This is a genomic window from Pseudomonas sp. MF08875, from assembly GCF_059862525.1.
In genome coordinates, this window is the sequence record NZ_JCBCUW010000010.1 from 63367 (window position 1) to 82539 (window position 19173).

General features: G+C 64.2%; 15 protein-coding genes. 7 read left to right on the top strand and 8 right to left on the bottom strand.

Going from position 1 to position 19173, the window contains the following annotated elements:
• Window positions 1–207 precede the first annotated feature (207 nt).
• Window positions 208–1698 (top strand): catalase, encoded by a 1491-nt coding sequence (locus AC19YT_RS08005; protein WP_500610084.1) that lies wholly within the window; start codon window positions 208–210, stop codon window positions 1696–1698.
• An 88-nt stretch (window positions 1699–1786) separates the two neighbouring features.
• Window positions 1787–3154: a DNA repair protein RadA gene (radA, locus tag AC19YT_RS08010; RefSeq protein WP_095109559.1), complete on the top strand. Its 1368-nt coding sequence runs from the start codon at window positions 1787–1789 to the stop codon at window positions 3152–3154.
• 4 nt (window positions 3155–3158) lie between these two features.
• Here radA and AC19YT_RS08015 read toward each other — a convergent pair whose 3' ends face one another.
• Genes AC19YT_RS08015 through cbiE form a run of 3 tightly spaced genes read right to left on the bottom strand, consistent with a single transcriptional unit; the run spans window position 3159 to window position 6194 of the window.
• A complete protein-coding gene (locus AC19YT_RS08015) occupies window positions 3159–3896 on the bottom strand; it encodes a cobalt-precorrin-6A reductase (protein WP_500610058.1) in 738 nt (245 codons plus the stop codon).
• Entirely contained in the window at window positions 3893–4990 is a 1098-nt protein-coding gene (locus AC19YT_RS08020) for a cobalt-precorrin-5B (C(1))-methyltransferase (RefSeq protein WP_500610085.1), read from the bottom strand. Before AC19YT_RS08020 ends, AC19YT_RS08015 begins: the two co-directional genes overlap by 4 nt.
• The gene (gene cbiE, locus AC19YT_RS08025; RefSeq protein WP_500599208.1) at window positions 4983–6194 is read right to left on the bottom strand and encodes a precorrin-6y C5,15-methyltransferase (decarboxylating) subunit CbiE; all 1212 of its coding nucleotides are present in this window, start codon (window positions 6192–6194) and stop codon (window positions 4983–4985) included. Before cbiE ends, AC19YT_RS08020 begins: the two co-directional genes overlap by 8 nt.
• 129 nt (window positions 6195–6323) lie before the next feature.
• On the opposite strand from cbiE, the gene cobG reads away from it, so the two are divergent.
• The 4 genes from cobG to cobJ are packed head-to-tail and all read left to right on the top strand — an operon-like array spanning window position 6324 to window position 10676.
• A complete protein-coding gene (gene cobG, locus AC19YT_RS08030; RefSeq protein WP_500610086.1) occupies window positions 6324–7625 on the top strand; it encodes a precorrin-3B synthase in 1302 nt (433 codons plus the stop codon).
• Entirely contained in the window at window positions 7625–8251 is a 627-nt protein-coding gene (locus AC19YT_RS08035) for a precorrin-8X methylmutase (protein WP_095109555.1), read from the top strand. Before cobG ends, AC19YT_RS08035 begins: the two co-directional genes overlap by 1 nt.
• Window positions 8248–8982 (top strand): precorrin-2 C(20)-methyltransferase, encoded by a 735-nt coding sequence (locus tag AC19YT_RS08040; RefSeq protein WP_371856236.1) that lies wholly within the window; start codon window positions 8248–8250, stop codon window positions 8980–8982. Before AC19YT_RS08035 ends, AC19YT_RS08040 begins: the two co-directional genes overlap by 4 nt.
• The gene (gene cobJ, locus AC19YT_RS08045) at window positions 8982–10676 is read left to right on the top strand and encodes a precorrin-3B C(17)-methyltransferase (protein WP_500610059.1); all 1695 of its coding nucleotides are present in this window, start codon (window positions 8982–8984) and stop codon (window positions 10674–10676) included. The genes AC19YT_RS08040 and cobJ overlap by 1 nt, the downstream gene beginning before the upstream one ends.
• 76 nt (window positions 10677–10752) lie before the next feature.
• Here cobJ and AC19YT_RS08050 read toward each other — a convergent pair whose 3' ends face one another.
• Complete coding sequence (locus AC19YT_RS08050) at window positions 10753–11397, bottom strand: hypothetical protein (RefSeq protein ID WP_500610060.1); 645 nt, start codon at window positions 11395–11397, stop codon at window positions 10753–10755.
• Between the two features lie 258 nt (window positions 11398–11655).
• On the opposite strand from AC19YT_RS08050, the gene AC19YT_RS08055 reads away from it, so the two are divergent.
• Complete coding sequence (locus AC19YT_RS08055; RefSeq protein ID WP_176465117.1) at window positions 11656–12474, top strand: hypothetical protein; 819 nt, start codon at window positions 11656–11658, stop codon at window positions 12472–12474.
• Window positions 12475–12523: 49 nt separating this feature from the next.
• On the opposite strand, the gene AC19YT_RS08060 is transcribed toward AC19YT_RS08055, so the two are convergent.
• From AC19YT_RS08060 to purH, 4 genes are all read right to left on the bottom strand, one after another.
• On the bottom strand, window positions 12524–13120 hold the full coding sequence (locus AC19YT_RS08060) for a MarC family protein (RefSeq protein ID WP_095109552.1): 597 nt from the start codon (window positions 13118–13120) through the stop codon (window positions 12524–12526).
• Between the two features lie 62 nt (window positions 13121–13182).
• The gene (locus tag AC19YT_RS08065) at window positions 13183–15960 is read right to left on the bottom strand and encodes a hybrid sensor histidine kinase/response regulator (RefSeq protein WP_500610061.1); all 2778 of its coding nucleotides are present in this window, start codon (window positions 15958–15960) and stop codon (window positions 13183–13185) included.
• A 99-nt stretch (window positions 15961–16059) separates the two neighbouring features.
• A complete protein-coding gene (gene purD / locus AC19YT_RS08070; RefSeq protein WP_500610062.1) occupies window positions 16060–17355 on the bottom strand; it encodes a phosphoribosylamine--glycine ligase in 1296 nt (431 codons plus the stop codon).
• 172 nt (window positions 17356–17527) lie between these two features.
• Entirely contained in the window at window positions 17528–19135 is a 1608-nt protein-coding gene (gene purH, locus AC19YT_RS08075) for a bifunctional phosphoribosylaminoimidazolecarboxamide formyltransferase/IMP cyclohydrolase (protein ID WP_095109549.1), read from the bottom strand.
• Window positions 19136–19173: the final 38 nt, after the last annotated feature.

Below are 19173 nucleotides of genomic sequence, written 5' to 3' on the forward strand. Positions count from 1 at the left end.
TCAATCACCCGTGGGTAGCCCTTGTGAGCCGGGGCCTCCAGGCATTTTTTTCAATCGCCGGGCCTGGCAATTTCTATTTAGAAAACCCCCGCTGGCTCACTAGCCTCTGATGAGCGCACCTGGTTGCGCTCCATAAATACAGAGGAGTTCCACATGAAAAAGCTGATGAGCTACGGGGCCTTCCCCCCGTATCGCCATGCTTTGGGGATGCTCACCCTTAGTCTGCTTGGGGTCTGTGCCCAAGCCGCCAACCTGACCCGCGACAACGGCGCGTTGGTGGGTGATAACCAGAACTCGCAGACCGCCGGCGCCCATGGCCCGACCTTGCTGCAAGACGTGCAGTTGATCCAGAAGCTGCAACGCTTCGACCGCGAGCGCATCCCTGAGCGCGTGGTGCATGCCCGTGGCACCGGCGCCCACGGGGTGTTCACCGTCACCGACAGCCTCAGTGACCTGAGCAAGGCCCAGGTGTTCGCCGCCGGGCAACGCACGCCGGTGTTCGTGCGCTTCTCTTCGGTGGTGCACGGTAATCATTCGCCGGAAACCCTGCGCGACCCTCGCGGTTTCGCCACCAAGTTCTACACCGCCGATGGCAATTGGGACCTGGTAGGCAACAACTTGCCTACCTTCTTTATTCGCGACGCCATCAAGTTTCCCGACATGGTCCATGCCTTTAAACCCGACCCGCGCACTAACTTGGATAACGATGCCCAGCGGTTTGATTTTTTCTCCCATGTTCCCGAAGCCACCCGCACCCTGACCGAGCTGTATGCCAACTCCGGAACACCGGCCAGTTACCGGGAGATGGATGGCAATAGTGTGCATGCCTACAAACTGATTAATGCGGAGGGCGAAGTGAGCTACGTAAAATTTCAATGGAAAAGCGTGCAGGGAGTTAAAAATTTGAGGCCAGACGACGTGAATAAAATACAAAGTAATGAATACAGCCACATGACCAAAGATCTGGTGGCCAATATCGAGAAAGGCAACTTCCCCAAATGGGACTTGTACGTGCAAGTCATAAAGCCGCAAGACCTGTACAAGTTTGAGTTTGATCCGTTGGATGCCACCAAGATCTGGCCTGGCGTACCGCAACGCAAAGTCGGGCAAATGGTGCTTAACCGCAACCCGGGCAATGTCTTCCAGGAAACCGAACAAGTGGCCATGGCGCCGTCCAACCTGGTGCCGGGTATCGAGGCGTCGGAAGATCGCCTGCTGCAGGGGCGCCTGTTCTCTTACGCCGACACGCAGATGTACCGCGTTGGGGCCAACGCCCTGCAACTGCCGATCAACGCCCCGAAAGTGGTGGTCAACAATGGCAACCAGGACGGCGTGATGAACTTCGGCCAAAGCCGTGGCGGCGTGAAATACCAGCCCAGCCGCCTGGCCCCCCGCGACGAGACCCCGGCGGCGCGCTCCAGCCAATTGGCGCTGTCGGGCACCACCCAGCAGGCGCAGATCAGCCGCGAGCAGAACTTCAAGCAGGCCGGGGATTTGTACCGCTCCTACAGCAAACAGGAGCGCAAGGACCTGATCGCCAGTTTCGGTGCGTCCCTGGCCGCGGCCGATGATGAAAGCAAGCACATCATCCTCTCGTTCCTTTATAAGGCCGACCCGCAGTACGGCGCTGGCGTGGCCCAAGTGGCCGGCGGCGACCTGGCGCGGGTCAAGGCCTTGGCGGCCAAGCTCAGCGATTGATTCATCGGGCGCTGCGGGCGGGCGTCAATTCCCCGGCCCGCAGCATGCTGCGCCTGAGCTATCATCGCGGTTTTTCCCCGGAGTTCAGATGGCCAAGGCAAAGCGCATGTACGGCTGCACCGAGTGCGGCGCCACCTTCCCCAAGTGGGCCGGCCAGTGCGGCGAGTGCGGGGCCTGGAATACCCTGACCGAAACCATGGTCGAAAGCGGCGGCGCCGCGCCCCCCAGCGGGCGTACCGGGTGGACCGGGCAACAGGCCCAGATCAAGACCCTGGCCGAAGTCAGCGTCGAAGAAATCCCGCGTTTCTCCACCGCCTCCGGCGAGTTGGACCGCGTCCTGGGCGGTGGCCTGGTGGACGGCTCGGTGGTGTTGATCGGCGGCGATCCGGGCATCGGCAAATCCACCATCCTCCTGCAAACCCTATGTGCCCTGGCGGCGAAAATGCCCGCCCTGTACGTCACCGGCGAAGAGTCCCAGCAGCAAGTGGCCATGCGCGCCCGGCGCCTGGGCCTGCCCCAGGACAAGCTGCGGGTGATGACCGAAACCTGCATCGAAACCATCATCGCCACCGCCCGCCAGGAAAAGCCCAAGGTGATGGTGATCGACTCCATCCAGACGATTTTCACCGAACAACTGCAATCGGCCCCCGGCGGCGTCTCCCAGGTGCGTGAAAGCGCCGCGCTGCTGGTGCGTTACGCCAAGCAGAGCGGCACGGCGATTTTTCTCGTCGGCCACGTCACCAAGGAAGGCGCGCTGGCCGGGCCGCGGGTGCTGGAGCACATGGTCGATACGGTGCTGTATTTCGAGGGTGAGTCCGATGGCCGCTTGCGCTTGTTGCGGGCGGTAAAGAACCGCTTCGGCGCGGTCAACGAACTGGGCGTGTTCGGCATGACCGACAAAGGCCTGAAAGAAGTCTCAAACCCTTCAGCGATTTTTCTCACCCGCGCCCAGGAAGAAGTCCCAGGTAGCGTGGTGATGGCCACCTGGGAAGGCACCCGCCCGATGCTGGTGGAAGTCCAGGCGTTGGTGGACGACAGCCATTTGGCCAACCCGCGCCGCGTCACCTTGGGCCTGGACCAGAATCGCCTGGCCATGCTCCTGGCGGTGCTGCATCGCCATGGTGGCATTCCCACCCACGACCAAGACGTGTTCCTCAACGTGGTGGGCGGGGTCAAGGTGCTGGAAACCGCGTCCGACCTGGCGCTGATGGCGGCGGTGATGTCGAGCCTGCGCAACCGGCCGTTGCCCCACGATTTGCTGGTGTTCGGCGAGGTCGGCCTGTCTGGCGAGGTGCGCCCGGTGCCCAGCGGCCAGGAGCGCCTGAAGGAAGCGGCCAAGCACGGCTTCAAGCGCGCCATCGTGCCCAAGGGCAATGCGCCCAAAGAAGCGCCGCCGGGGTTGCAGATCATCGCCGTGACGCGCCTGGAACAAGCCCTGGACGCCTTGTTCGAGTAACGCCTCAAGGGCTGGCGAGCAAGCCTGCGGCGGCCAATGCCTGGAGCACCTCAGCCACCGCCGTAAACTCGCGGGCCACGGCCGGCAGCGGCGGGCGGCGCAAAATCAGCACCGGCACCCCGCGCTCGCGGGCCACTTGCAGCTTGGGCTCAGTGGCGCCGCTGCCGCTGTTCTTGCTCACCAATACATCGATGTTGCGGCGCGCGAACAGCGCCCGCTCGTCCTCCAGCAGAAACGGCCCACGGGCACCGATCACTTCGCAGCGCTCATTGCCGGGGCAGGTGTCCAGGGCGCGCAGGGTCCAGAACTGTGCGGCGGGGATTTCGTCCAGGTGCTGCAAGGGCTCGCGGCCCAGGGTGAACAGCGGCCGCCGGAACGGTGCCAGCGCGGCGATCAACTCGGCCCAGTCGGCCACCTCACGCCAGTCATCCCCGGCGCCGGCCTGCCACGCGGGGCGGCGCAAGGCCCAGCAGGCGATGCCCGTGGACTGCGCCGCGTGGGCGGCGTTGGCGCTGATCTGCGCGGCGTAGGGGTGGGTGGCGTCCAGCAACAGGTCGATGCCCTGCTCGCCGATAAACCGCGCCAACCCCTCGGCGCCGCCGTAGCCGCCGACCCGCACCGGGCACTGCAAATCTGTCGGCACGCGACCGATTCCGGCCAGGCTATAGAGGTGCGCCGGGCCGAGGTGGCGGGCGATGGCCAGGGCTTCGCTGACGCCGCCCAGCAGCAACACGCGCTTCATGCCCAGCCCCCGGCGTGGCCGACCACCGCACCCTGGCGGTCGATGGCGAACACTTCCACCTGCACCTGGGCCGGCACCACGCTGCGGGCGAAAGCCAGGGCGTGCTGGCACACCGCGTCGCCCAGCGCCACCCCCGCCGCACTGGCCATTGCCAGGGCCTGCTGGCTGGTGTTGGCCGCGCGTATGGCGTGCTGCAAGGCTTCGTCGGCGCCGACGGCGGCGGCCCAACCGGCCAGTTGCGTCAGGTCGATGCTGGAGTGGCGGCTGTGCAGGTCCATGTGCCCGGCGGCGAGTTTGCTGATTTTGCCGAACCCGCCGCACAGGCTGAGCTTGGCCACCGGCACTTTGCGCAGGTGCTTGAGCACGGCGCCGACGAAATCGCCCATCTCGATCAGGGCGATTTCCGGCAGGCCATAGACGCGGCGCATGCAGTCTTCGCTGGCGTTGCCGGTGCACGCGGCGATGTGCTGGTAGCCGTTGCTTTTGGCGACATCGATGCCCTGGTGGATCGAGGCGATGTACGCGGCGCAGGAAAACGGCCGCACGATGCCGCTGGTGCCCAGGATCGACAAGCCGCCGAGGATCCCCAGGCGCGGGTTCATGGTCTTGAGAGCCAGGGCCTCGCCGTCCTGCACATTCACTGTCACCTCGAAGCCGCCGCCATAGCCGTGTTCGCGGGCCAGTTGCGCCAGGTGTTCGCTCATCATGCGGCGCGGCACCGGGTTGATCGCCGGCTCGCCCACCTCCAGCACCAGCCCCGGGCGGGTGACGGTGCCGACGCCGCGCCCGGCGTTGAAGCGAACCCCCGGCGTGGCTTGCAGGCGCACCTGGGTATAGAGCAGCGCGCCGTGGGTCACATCCGGATCGTCGCCGGCGTCCTTGATCGTGCCCGCCTCGGCGCCGTGGGTGGTGAGGCGGCAGAACTCCAGGCGCATCTGCACCTGCTTGCCCTTGGGCAGCGTGATGTGCACCGCGTCATCCACCGCGCCGCCCAGCAACAGGCGCGCCGCCGCCAGGCTGGTGGCCGTGGCGCAACTGCCGGTGGTCAGGCCGCTGCGCAGGGGCGCCGGTTTTTCGGCGGTTTCGTCACGCATCATGGCCCTTGGCGACCTCCAGCACGGTGATCGGCAGTGCTTGGCGCCAGGTGTCGAAATCCCCCAGGGGCTGGGCCTGGGCGATATGGATACGGGTCAGTTCGCCGCCATGGCGCTCGCGAAAAGCCATCAGGGCGATTTCACTTTGCAGGGTCACCGCGTTGGCCACCAGCCGCCCGCCAGGCTTGAGGCTGGCCCAGCACCGATCGAGCACGCCGTCGCGGGTGACGCCGCCGCCGATGAAGATCGCGTCCGGCGCTTCCAGCCCCTCCAACGCTTGCGGCGCTTGGCCGCGAACCAGTTGCAGGCCGGGCACGCCGAGGGTGTCGCGGTTGTGCTCGATCAGGGCTTGGCGGCCTTCATCGGCCTCGATGGCCAGGGCCCGGCAGGCGGGGTGGCTGCGCATCCATTCGATGCCGATGGAGCCGCTGCCGGCGCCCACGTCCCACAGCAGTTCACCGGGCAGGGGCGCGAGGCGGGCGAGGGTGATGGCGCGCACGTCGCGTTTGGTCAATTGGCCATCGTGGCGAAACGCGCTGTCGGGTAGCCCCGCCAGGCGCGACAGGCGCGGGGTGCCGGGCTCGGCGAGGCACTCGATGGCGATCAGGTTGAGGTCCGCGATGGGCGGGTCGGCCCAGTCGCGGGCCAGGCCTTCGACGCGCCGTTCGGCTGCGCCCGCCAAGTGTTCCAGCACGGTGACGCGGCTGGGGCCGAAACCCCGCTCGCGCAGCAGCCGGGCCACGGCGGCGGGGCTTTGCCGGTCGTTGCTCAGCACCAGCAGGCGCGCGCCGCTGTGCAGGTGCGCGCTGATGGCCGCGACCGGGCGTGCCACCACCGAAAGGGTGACCAGCTCCTGCAACGGCCAACCGAGGCGGGCGGCGGCCAGGGAATAAGAGGAGGGCGCGGGCAGCACCTGCATCTGCGTGCTGTCCAGGTGCCGGGCCAGGCTGGCGCCAACGCCGAACAGCATGGGGTCGCCGCTGGCCAGCACGCATACCGCCTCACCGCGCAGGGCCAGCAGCGGTTCCAGGGAAAACGGCCGGGGCCATTCGTGGCGCTCGCCACGGATGCAGTGGGGCAGCAGCGCCAGTTGCCGGGGGCTACCGACAATCCGCCCGGCGCCCAGCAGCGCGCGCCGGGCCTGCTTGCCCAGGCCACTGAAGCCGTCTTCACCGATTCCCACTACCGTCAGCCAGGGCGCCATTGCGGTTCCTTAAAAATGCAGCGTCCGACGAGGCTTTTCATGCCGCCGGACAAAGCAGGCATAATACCGCGCCTTCGCCAGCGAAGTGCCTCTACTCTCCAACCGGTCATGCCCGTGAACTCACCTCAGATCCCCGTTGCTGTGCGCCCCTCCGGTTGTCCGGGGCTGTTGCGTATCGTCCAGGCGTTGGACGGTGGTATTTGCCGGATCAAACTGGCCGGCGGTGCCATCAGCACGGCCCAGGCGCGGGTGGTGGCCGACGGCGCCGAGCGCTTTGCCGCTGGGGTGATCGAGGCGACCAACCGCGCCAACCTGCAAATCCGCGGCATCGGCGCCGATCACTCAGGCCTGATCGACAGCCTGCTGGCGGCGGGCCTGGGCCCGACCACGGTGGCGGGCGACGATGTGCGCAACTTGATGCTCAGCCCCACGGCGGGCATCGACCGCCAGCGGTTGGTCGACACGCGGCCACTGGCGCAGCAGATCCTCGCGACCCTGCAAAGCCACCCGCGGTTTGCCCAGTTGTCGGCCAAGTTCGCCGTGCAACTCGATGGCGGCGAAGCCCTGGCCATGCTCGACCACCACCACGACCTCTGGCTCTCGGCCTGCACCTTGGCCGGGCAACCGGCGCTGGCCTTCGGCGTGGCCGGGTGCCTGCGGGATCGACCTCTGGCGGCGGTGCCCCTGGCCCAGGGCCATGACCTGGTGGTGGCGGTGCTGGAGTGGTTCCTCGACCACGCCCGCCCCGAGCACAACCGCATGCGCCAACTGCTGGTCGAAACCCCTGTGGATAAGTTGCTGGCAGACCTGGCCGCAGGCCTGCCGCTGCTGGCCATCGCCGATTGGCAACGGGCCGCGCCTACCGCGGGTCTGCACCTGGGCACTTATCCACAGGGCGACAGCGGCTACGTCTACGTCGGCGCTGCTGCGCCCTTGGGGCGGCTCGACCCGGCCAAGCTGCGCGGTGCCGCTCACTTGGCGCAGGCGTTCGGCGATGGCAGCCTGCGCCTGACCCCGTGGCAAAGCCTGCTACTGCCCAACATCCGCGCCGAGGACGGCCCGCAGGTGCTTGCGGCGCTTGAGCAACTGGGCCTGCTCGGCTCGGCGGACCAGGCCCTGGCCCATGTGATTGCCTGCACCGGCTCGCCCGGGTGCGCCAAGGCCCAGGCCGACACCAAGGCCGACGCCGTGCGCCTGGCAGCCCTGTTGCAGGGCACCGAGCGCTGCACCGAGGTGCACCTGTCGGGCTGCCCGCGCTCCTGCGCCGCCGCCCACCCGGCGGCCGTCACCCTGCTGGCCGTCGCCCCGGGCCATTACGACCTGTATTTCTCCGCTGCGGGGCTGCCGGGTTTCGGCGCCCTGCATGCGCGCAACCTTACTATTGAAGCGGCGGGCGCCTTACTCGGCGCCCGCCCACGGAGCCACCCTTGATGCTTGATTACATCCGCGACGGTCAGGAGATCTATCGCCATTCGTTCGCGATCATCCGCGCCGAAGCCAACCTGCAACGGATCCCCGCCGACCTGGAAAAACTCGCGGTACGGGTGATCCACGCCTGCGGCATGGTCGAAGCCATCGATGGCTTGCAGTTTTCCGAGGGCGCCGGCCAGGCCGGGCGCGATGCCCTGGCCGCCGGTGCGCCGATCCTGTGCGATGCGCGCATGGTGTCCGAAGGCGTGACCCGCACGCGGCTGGCGGCCAACAACGAGGTGATCTGCACCCTGCGTGATGAGCGCGTGCCCGAGCTGGCCCGGGAGCTGGGCAACACCCGCTCCGCCGCCGCCTTGGAACTGTGGCGCCCGCACCTGGCAGGCAGTGTGGTGGTGATCGGCAACGCACCCACCGCGCTCTTCTACTTGCTGGAAATGCTCGACGCCGGCGCGCCGAAACCGGCGCTGATCCTCGGCTTCCCGGTGGGTTTTGTCGGCGCCGCCGAGTCCAAGGCAGCGTTGGCCGCCGACAGCCGTGGCGTGCCGTTCGTGATAATGCAAGGTCGCCTGGGTGGCAGCGCCATGGCCGCCGCCGCCGTCAACGCCTTGGCCACGGAGATCGAATGATGGCCCAGCCTGGACGCTTGATCGGCCTGGGCGTAGGCCCCGGTGACCCGGAACTCATTACCCTCAAGGCCCTGCGCCTGCTGCGCGAATCGCCGGTGGTGGCGTACTTCGTGGCCAAGGGCAAAAAGGGCAACGCCTTCGGCATCATCGAAGGCCACCTGCAAGCGGCCCAGACCCTGATGCCGCTGGTTTACCCGGTGACCACCGAGGCGCTGCCGGCGCCCTTGTCCTATGAACAGGTCATCAGCGACTTCTATGACGTGGCCGCGCAAGACGTGGCCGCGCACCTGGACGCCGGCCGCGATGTGGCGGTGATCTGCGAAGGCGACCCGTTCTTCTACGGCTCTTATATGTACCTGCACGACCGCCTCGCCGAGCGCTACCCGGCCGAAGTGGTGCCGGGCGTGTGCTCCATGCTCGGCGGCGCCTCGGTGCTGGGCGCGCCGCTGGTCTATCGCAACCAGAGCCTGTCGGTGCTCTCGGGCGTGCTGCCCCACGACGAACTCAAGCGGCGCCTGGGCGACGCCGACGCGGCGGTCATCATGAAGCTGGGGCGCAACTTCCCCAAGGTGCGCCAGGTGCTGCAAGAGCTGGGCCTGGCCGAGCGGGCGCTGTACGTTGAGCGCGCGACCATGGCCAACCAGAAAATCGTCGCCCTGGACCAGGTCGAGCCGATGTCGTCGCCCTACTTCTCGCTGATTATCGTCCCGGGTGAGAGGTGGCAAGGCTGATGAGCGCTCCCACTCTGGTCATTGTCATCCTCGGTAGCGGCAGCCTGGCCACGGCGCGGCGCATCCAGCAAGGTTATCCACAGGCGCTGATTTATGGCCTGGCCGGGCGGGTCGAAGGCGCCGACCGGGTGTATCAGGAATTCGGCGCCACCCTGCGTCAGCTCTACCAGCAAGACACGCCGATCATCGCCCTGTGCGCCGCCGGCATCGTCATCCGCACCCTGGCCCCGTTGCTGCTGGAAAAAGGCGCGGAGCCGGCCGTGCTGGCGGTGGCCGAGGACGGCAGCGCGGTGGTGCCGCTGTTGGGCGGCCTCAGTGGCGTGAACGACCTGGCGCGGGGCATCGCCGCCGCCCTGGAGGTGGCGCCCGCCATCACCACCAGCGGCGAACTGCGCTTCGGCACCTGCCTGCTCAACCCGCCCGGCGGCTACACCCTGGGTGACGTGGAGCTGGGCAAGCGCTTTGTCTCGGACCTGCTGGCCGGCGAAGCGGTGCGCATCGAAGGCGCGGCGCCATGGCTCGACGCGGCGCCGCTGCTGCGCGACGAACAGGCGCGGTTGGCGATCCATGTCGGCCACGCCGAGCGCTCGCCCACCGCAGACGAACTGCTGATCTACCCACGCAATGTGCTGGTGGCGCTCACGGCAGCCGGCGAAGGCTTGGCGGCGTCGGTCCGCGTGGGCCTGCATGAAGCGGGGATTGCCGCGCAGTCACTGGCTTGCCTGGTGGCGGCGGATCATCTGATGGCCAGTTCGTTGCTGCGTGACGCGGCGCGCGAACTGGGCGTGCCGCTGCGTTTCATGACCCACGCCGGTTCGGCGCTGGAATTGGCCCAAGGGGCGGTGGCCGCGCAGGCGCTGCACAGCGCAGGCGACCTGGCCATCGCGGTCGCCGCCCGGCCCCTGGAACCGGCCGATATCGGCCGCCCCCGTGGGCGCTTGGCGGTAGTCGGCCTGGGCCCCGGCGCCGCCGAACTCATGGTGCCAGCGGTCAAGGCCGAACTGGCGCGGGCCAACGACGTGCTCGGCTATGAAACCTACGTGCGTATGGCCGGGCCGTTTCGCGACGACCAGGTGCTGCACTGCACCGACAACCGCGAAGAAATGCAGCGCGCCCGTCACGCCTTTGAACTGGCGGCCCAGGGACGTTCGGTGGTGGTGGTCTCCTCTGGCGACCCCGGTGTGTTCGCCATGGCGGCGGCGGTGCTCGAAGCCCTGCACGAATCCACCGACCCGTTGTGGCACAGCGTCGATCTGGACATCCTGCCCGGGGTTTCCGCCTCGCTGGCCACCGCCGCCCAGGCCGGCGCGCCCTTGGGCCATGACTTTTGCGTGTTGTCGCTGTCCGACAACCTCAAGCCCTGGGCCATCATCGAAAAACGCCTGGACCTTGCCGCCGAGGCCGACCTGGCGCTGGCTTTCTATAACCCGATCTCGCGCTCGCGCCCCTGGCAACTGGGGCGTGCCCTGGAAATCGTCCGCACCCACCGCACTGGCGCGACGCCCGTGGTGCTGGGCCGCGACATCGGCCGCCCGGGCCAGACCCTGCGGGTCACCACCCTGGGCGACTTGACCCCGGAGCAGGTGGATATGCGCACTATGGTGTTGATCGGCTCCTCCACTACCTGCACGTTCCCTCGCGCCGAGGGGGGCGAGTGGGTGTATACGCCGCGTTGGTACGGTGTAAAACACTGAACCTGAGTTGGCTACCCGCCGGGTAGCCAAGCTAACGATGGGAGAAAGTGGGGGCGGCCTCTGAATTGAGCCAAGGTTATTGCCTATTCAAAGCAAATCGCGGCAAGGTGATTTCGCGAATTTTTTTATCCAGTAGTTGCCGGCGATCTTCCAGCTTAGTTCTATTCAATGTGAAGACAGCGCGCTGTTGTACAAGTATTGTCAGGTTGTCCTCCCATTCCCAGAATAGGAAGCCGGTGCGCTCTATTTGTACGGTAAGTTCAAGATGGAAGACTGCAATGCTCAGATTGTTCTGCGCGCCATAACTGGCGGGGATTATCTGGAAACGCCGCCCATGGAGACTTTCCCTATCTAGGCTTAAGGTCGCGGGTTGGTTGGGCTTTAACGCGTCGAGTGTATCGATCATGGCATTTCCTTGTTGCCGGTTTTGCATGCTTTGCGCGCTTTTTACCAAGTAGTCGGCCACCGTTCCTGATACATCAGTACGGGTCCGGGTAGTGATGGCGCCCTCATGCAGGGACCAGCCTAAAAAGTCCAGAGTGTTTGCATATTCCTCGAACCACAGCTGCGAATTGGTGAAACGGTTATGGCCCATGTCCGCAGACGCTGTTGCGATACGGGTGCAATCGGTCAAATCATCAAGGTCCTGAAGTGATAAGTCTTCGATAAACGACATCAGGTTGTGGCCGGTGACCATGCCGGCTGGAGTTTGACTGTTCATGATGAGATCTCGGTGGGGTTATTGAAATAGAAGTTTTTATCGAGCGGTGTTTATTGGGTGAAAAAACGTGAAGGTTGAGTGTCATTATTAAATATGAATTTGTCATGGAGGAGGCTGTAACGGAATATTTAAGTGTTGTTATGTTTTAGTTTTTACATGGTTTGAAATTATTGTTTTTTTTTAGGTTTTTCGGGTGTTGTCTAAGCTCGTTGTAGCCCCCAGTGGGGTTTGATGTTTAATTACAAAGGAATGTGAGTTATGGAGAATTTTGAGAGTCGGTACGATGAAGACGAGTGCGTGGCGCGAATAGAGGCTCGCGCAAGCAAGTATTTGACAAAGGCCAGTTTTATTTCCCGCCCGCGCCGGTCCGTACTGTCACCCCCTTCCATCCCAACTAAGGACTTCGATGCGGTGGTGCTGAGTAATTCTTTGGTGGGTTATGGCGATGATATTTCGCTGGATAACATGCTTATTATCGAGAACCTCATCAAGTTCGCAAAACTGGAGGCCAATGCTGAGGTTCCCGACGTAAGCGACGCCGAGGGATGGTATTTGGCTTTCTTGAAGTGTATGGAAGAAGCGGGCTGTCTTGTGGCCGATGCGGGTTACAACGCATACGACAAAAGTTCTCTCCAACTGACAATGGACAATATCGTTACGGATATCATCCTCGCCGGAGTTAACGCGGCTAAAGCAGCGATTCCCGCAGCTGGGGTACTTGGGGCTATCGCTGACTCAACGCTGTCGGCCCTGAAGAAGGAACCCGAGGCCATTACCCTGTTCAATCGCGAGGTTGTGAAAGCCCGTGGTGGAAGGCTGGCGGTGATGCCCTGTAATCAGTTGAAGAACGGCGCGATCATCACCTCGTTATGGTCCATCCGCGCGACCACTGTTAGCAATGACAGCGGGGTGTTGTTCTTCGACTGGAAAAGTTCTGGGCGCGGTATTTTCTACGGGAACGCCTACATCACATTTAACCCGCAGCGCTATGCCGGAATCCGAGACAAGATCGAGAGTGTGGTCAACGGTTACTTCAGCGCGGCATTAAGCCGACGGTTTGCCCGGTACAAGGGCTAGTTGGCACGGGTGGGTAAGGGCCGAAGGCTTATAACTTCGGCCTCAATATTCAAGGCACCAGATACCCTCTGATCCCGGTGAAGATGATCTGTGCCGCCAGGGCACATACGAACAGCCCCATCAAGCGGCTGACGATCTGTAGGCCCTGGTCTCCGAGGATGCGTTCGATACGGTGCGAGAGGTAGAGCACCACGCCCACGGTGAAACTGGCCAGTGCGATGCTGAGGATCGCGGCGAGCTTGTCATCCCAGTGTGGCTGGCTGACGCCCATCACCAACAGGGCGCCGATAGTGCCGGGGCCGACGGTGAGGGGAATGGTCAACGGCACGATAGTCACGTCCTGCTGGACGTTGTCGGTTTGCACGGCGGACTTGCCCTGGGCCATGCCCAGCGCCGAAATGAACAACACACTTCCCGCGCCGATGCGAAAGGCGTCCACGGTAATGCCGAAGACACTGAAAATCACCCGCCCGAACAGGTACAGCAGAATGCTGGACACCAGTGTCGCGAGGGCGACTTTCCAAGCCAGACGCCGGCGTTCCTTGCTGGAATAACCGCGCGTGAGGCTGATAAAGCACGACAGGACGAAGAACGGGCTGTAAAGCACCAGCATCTTCAGATAAACGCTGAACAGCACATGCAGCATGGTGGGAGCTCGCAGCGAGGGAGGGCCCGCAGAGTCTATCAGGGGTTAGGCAGCCTGTCGGCTCACAAGGTGGGTGCGGTGGCTTGGCTATGGGCGTCGCGCTGGGCGACCCAGTGCTCGATCAGTTCGCGCAGCTGCGACAATTCCACTGGTTTGGCCATGTGCCCATCCATGCCGGCCAGGCGTGCGCGTTCTTTGTGCTCGGTCAGGATGTGGGCGGTGAGGGCGACGATGGGGGTGCGCTGGCGCTGGTTGCCAACTTCCCAGGCCCGCAGTTGTTGGGTGGCGGAGAAACCGTCGAGGATCGGCATTTCACAGTCCATAAGCACCAGGTCGTAGCGCGTGGCTTTCATGGCGCGCAGCGCTTCTTCGCCGTTGCTGGCGGTGTCGGGCTGCAGGTTGAGCTTGCCCAGCATGCCGCGGATGACCTTGGTGGAGATGCTGTTGTCCTCGGCCACCAGGATGCGGAAATCGCCGGGTACCTGGACATTGTGCAGGTTGGCCTGTGGGGCTTGGTAAGGCTTGGTCTGGCCTTTGCTGCGTTGGGTCAGCTCGTCTGCCAGGGTGGTCTTGAGGGTGTAGCCGGCCACGGGTTTGGCGAGGATGCGCTTGATTCCGCAGTTGCGCGCAATGATCTTGCTCGGCGCATTGCTGATGCCAGTGAGCATTATCAGCAGGATGTCGTGGTTCAGGCTCGGGTCTTCCTTGATCTTGGCCGCCAGTTGCATGCCGGTCATGCCGGGCATGTTCTGGTCGAGTAGGACCACGTCGAAGTAGTCGCGCAAATGGGCCTTGGTGCGCAGCAGCGCCAGGGCCTCCTTGCCCGACGGCACGGCGCTGACGTTCAGGCCCCAGGCGCTGCACTGCTGCACCAGGACTTTGCGACACGTGTCGTTGTCGTCCACTACCAGTACCCGCGCGCCCTGGAGCGGGCTATCGAGGTCGCTGGTGGGGTGTTCTAGGCGTTCCGGATCCAGGGGCAACGTCAGCCACAGGGTGCTGCCACGGGGGCTGCCGCTCTTGATGCCGAACTCGCCATTCATCAACAGGATCAGTTGCCGGGCGATCACCAGCCCTAGGTTGGCGCCCAGGCGTGTGGTGGAGAGGAAGTTCTTGCTGTGCAGCTCGGCGTTGAGCAGGGCGTCGCGCTCGTCGTTTTCCATGGGCTCGCCGCTGTCTTTGACGGCGATGCGCAGTTGCGGCTTGGCGCTACGGTCGTCCAGGGCGACGACAATCAGGATTTCGCCTTCATCGGTTTTCTTCAGGGCGTTTTCCAGCAGGCTCAACAGGGCCTGGCGCAGGCGCGTGGGGTCGCCGCTGATGACCCGGGGCACTTGCGGCTGGATGAAACTGATGAGTTCCACGTTCTGCTGTTCAGCCTTGGCGCGGAAGATGTTCAGGCAATCCTCGATCAGGGCGTTGAGGTCGAACTGCACGTCATCGAGTTCGATCTGCCCGGATTCGAGGCGGGAAATGTCGAGAATCTCGTTAATCAGGGTCAGCAGTTCGTTGCCGGCGCTGTGGATGGTTTGCACGTAGTCGCGCTGTTTGACCGACAGCGGTGTGCCCAGCAGCAACTCGGTCATGCCCAGCACGCCGTTCATCGGGGTGCGGATTTCGTGGCTGATCTTGGCCAGGAACTGGGCTTTGGCGTTGATCTCGGCATTGCTGGCGGCCAGGTCGCGGCTGGCGCTGAAACGGTCTTCGGCGATGCTGCGCTGGCGCTCGCCCAGGGCCACGCTCATCAGCAGGCCGCTGATGCAGATGAACACGAGCAGGGTCATTATCAGGTTCTGCGGCGACACCAGGGTCAGGCCCAACAGTGCCGGGAGAATGATGAGGCTGCCGACGTTGAATATCACCATCGCCACCACATACAGGCGCGCCGGGCGGTAGCCCTTGTGCCAGTGATACGCGCCCACCAACAGCATGCTCAGGCCGGCCAGCGACACCAGGCAGTAGGTCATGATGTTCAGTGGCAGGGTGGAGACGAACAGCAACAGCAGGCTACCCAGGGAAATCACCACCAAGTCGCCGATCAACAGTTTGTTCAGCGGATGCGGGCCCAGGGGCTCGAAAAACCGGTAGGCGAACATCAGCCCACAGGGCGCAGTCAGCAGTAACGCGATATAGGCGCCCGGGGTCTGCAGCGAGTGCCAGCCCGGAAACCAGGGCGAGGCCAGGTTCAGCAGCAGGAGCAGGCTGAGCAGCAGCAAGGCTTCGCACGCGGCCAGCCATAGGCTGCTGCGCGAACGGGTGTAGGAATAGCGTGTGAGGTTATGCAGGATGAGCATGGCCAGGCAGCCGAACAGCAGGCCGTAGATCAGTGTCTGGCCCTGATCCGCCGCGGCCTTTACCGCCGGTTGCAGGCTGACGTGAGGGCGTAACTGGTATTCGGAGACCAGGCGCACATACACATCGAGGGTATTGGGGCTCTGCGGCAAGGCCAGCATGAAATCGCTGCTGGGCAGTGGCCGTTCGGTACGCGGCGGTTCGCTGCCGGTGTTGACCTGCTCGATCAGTTTGTCGCCATCGAGCACATAGAGATTGAGGTGGGCCAGGTCGGGGGCGAAGACCCGCAGCAGTTGTTCATGCTTGCCTGGTTGCAGCTTGAAGCGCAGCCACAGTGCGCCATCGGGTTCGGCAGCCTTGAGCTGGTTGAGTTCGATGGGGCTGAATTGGTTGGTGTAGCGCGAGGAGCGGATGTCGCTCAGTTGCAGGTCGGCCTGTTCGTCGAGCAATACCGCCCAGCCACTGCCTTGCGCGGCCTGGGCCGGGAGCAAACAGAACAGGGTCAGCAGGCTGACGGTGAAACCTATGGCGATCCTGAGCCAGCGCACGGCGAAATCCCTTCGTAGATAGAGGCCGGATAGTAACTATGCGCGGCGCTGCAATAGCGCGGCAAGGGCCGGGGGCCCCTGCCTGTCCGAACGGATAGCTTAGTCCTGATTTTCGCCACGCTCGCGGGCAATGGCGCGGTAGCCGATGTCCTTGCGATAGAAGCAGCCCTGCCAGTCAACCTTGGCGGCCAAGGCGTAGGCTTGTTGCTGGGCGGCATCGACGCTTTGGCCCAGGGCGGTGGCGCACAGTACGCGGCCGCCAGCGGTAACGACCTGATCGTCCTTGAGCGCGGTGCCTGCGTGGAAGATCTTGCCTTGCAGTGCCGCCGCCGCGTCCAGGCCTTCGATGGCCACGCCTTTGGCGTAGTCACCGGGGTAGCCGCCCGCCGCCAACACGACGCCGACGCTCGGGCGTGGGTCCCATTGCGCTTCGACCTTGTCCAGGGCTTGCGCCAGGGCGGCTTCGACCAGCAGCACCAGGCTCGATTGCAGGCGCAGCATCACCGGTTGGGTTTCCGGGTCGCCGAAGCGGCAGTTGAACTCGATGACTTTCGGGTTGCCGGCCTTGTCGATCATCAGGCCCGCGTACAGGAAACCGGTGTAGACGTTGCCTTCCTCGGCCATGCCGCGCACGGTCGGCCAGATCACCAGGTCCATGACCCGCTGATGGACTTGGGCTGTGACCACCGGGGCCGGGGAGTAGGCACCCATGCCACCGGTGTTGGGGCCGGTGTCGCCGTCGCCGACGCGCTTGTGGTCCTGGCTGGTGGCCATGGGCAGCACGTTCTTGCCATCGACCATGACGATGAAGCTGGCTTCTTCACCATCGAGGAATTCTTCGATAACTACCCGCGAACCTGCCTCGCCAAAGGCGTTGCCGGCGAGCATGTCGCGCACAGCGTCCTCGGCTTCAGCCAAAGTCATGGCGACGATCACGCCTTTGCCGGCCGCCAGGCCATCGGCCTTGATGACGATGGGCGCACCTTTTTCACGCAGGTAAGCCAGGGCCGGCTCGATTTCGGTGAAATTCTGGTAGTCGGCGGTGGGGATCTTGTGGCGTGCCAGGAAGTCCTTGGTGAACGCCTTCGAGCCTTCGAGCTTGGCGGCGCCAGCGGTCGGGCCGAAGCAATCCAGGCCACGGCTGCGGAACAGGTCAACCACGCCGGCCACCAGCGGTACTTCCGGGCCAACGATGGTCAGGGAAACGTTCTTCTGCGCGAAATCCGCCAGTTGTTCCAGGGCCAACACGTCGATGGCGACGTTCTCGCACTTGGCTTCAATGGCCGTGCCGGCGTTGCCGGGGGCGACGAATACTTTCTGGACGCGAGGGTCCTGGGCGACTTTCCACGCCAGGGCGTGTTCACGGCCACCGCTGCCAATAATAAGGACGTTCAAGTCAGACTCCTTTGGAGGACATTGCGAGATGCAAGCTGCAAGTCAAAAGCTGCAAGTTTAAAAGCGCTGAGTCAGCGTGCAATTTTCTAAGTTTTAGGGCTGCAAGCGGCAAGTTAAGGGCGACGCGGGTCTGCTCAAACTTGCCGCTTGTGGCTAAAAACCGGCCACTGCCTTAATGGCGGAAGTGGCGCATACCGGTGAAGACCATGGCAATGCCCGCTTCGTCAGCGGCAGCGATCACTTCTGCATCACGCATCGAGCCACCTGGCTGGATCACGGCGGTGATGCCGGCCTTGGCCGCGTTGTCGATGCCATCGCGGAACGGGAAGAACGCGTCCGACGCCATCACTGCGCCCTGCACTTGCAGGCCGGCGTGTTCGGCCTTGATCGCGGCGATGCGCGCGGAGTTCACGCGGCTCATCTGGCCCGCGCCGACGCCGATGGTCTGGCGGTTCTTGGCGTAGACGATGGCGTTGGACTTGACGTACTTGGCCACTTTCCAGGCGAAGATCAGGTCATGGATTTCCTGTTCGGTCGGCGCGCGCTGGGTGACCACTTTCAGGTCTTCGCTGCCGATCATGCCGATGTCGCGGCTCTGGACCAGCAGGCCACCGTTGACGCGCTTGAAGTCCCAGGCTGCGGCACGTTCAGCCGCCCACTGGCCGCACGCCAGCAGGCGCACGTTGGCCTTGGCGGCGACGATGGCGCGGGCTTCGGCGCTGACGCTCGGGGCAATGATAACTTCGACGAACTGACGCTCGACGATGGCCTTGGCCGTTTCGGCGTCCAGTTCACGGTTGAAGGCGATGATGCCGCCGAACGCCGACTCGGTGTCGGTGGCGTAGGCCAGTTCGTAGGCCTGGCGGATGCCGCCCTCGTCGTCCGGGCTCACCGCAACACCGCACGGGTTGGCGTGCTTGACGATGACGCAGGCAGGTTTGACGAAGCTCTTGACGCATTCCAGCGCGGCGTCGGTGTCGGCCACGTTGTTGAACGACAGTTCCTTGCCTTGCAGTTGGGTCGCGGTGGCGATGCCCACTTCGGCAGGCTTGGCTTCCACGTAGAACGCCGCGCTCTGGTGCGGGTTCTCGCCGTAGCGCATTTCCTGGGCCTTGATGAACTGGCTGTTGAAGGTGCGCGGGAACTGGCTGCGGCCTTCGGTGGACAGGGTCTGCGCCGCCTGGTCCACGGTGCCCATGTAGTTGGCGATCATGCCGTCGTAGGCGGCGGTGTGCTCGAAGGCCTTGAGCATCAGGTCGAAACGCTGGGCGTAGGTCAGGCCACCGGCCTTGAGGCTTTGCAGCACCTGAGCGTAGTCGCTGGCGTTGACCACGATGGCCACGTCTTTATGGTTCTTGGCCGCCGAGCGGACCATGGTCGGGCCGCCGATGTCGATGTTCTCGATGGCGGTCGGCAGGTCGCAGCCGGGCTTGTTGATGGTGGCTTCGAACGGATAGAGGTTGACCGCCACCAGGTCGATTGGCTTGATGCCGTGCTCGCTCATGATGGCGTCGTCGATACCGCGACGGCCGAGGATGCCGCCGTGGATTTTCGGGTGCAGGGTCTTGACGCGACCGTCCATCATTTCTGCAAACCCGGTGTAATCCGCGACTTCCACTGCGGCCACGCCGTTGTCCCGCAGCAGCTTGAATGTCCCGCCGGTGGAGAGGATCTCGACGCCCAGGGCTTCCAGCTCACGGGCGAATTCGAGGATCCCGGTCTTGTCGGAAACGCTTATCAAGGCGCGGCGGATCGGCAGGCGGGTAGTCTGGTCGGTCATCTCAATTTCCATCAAAAGCAAAGGAGTCAGCAAAAAAG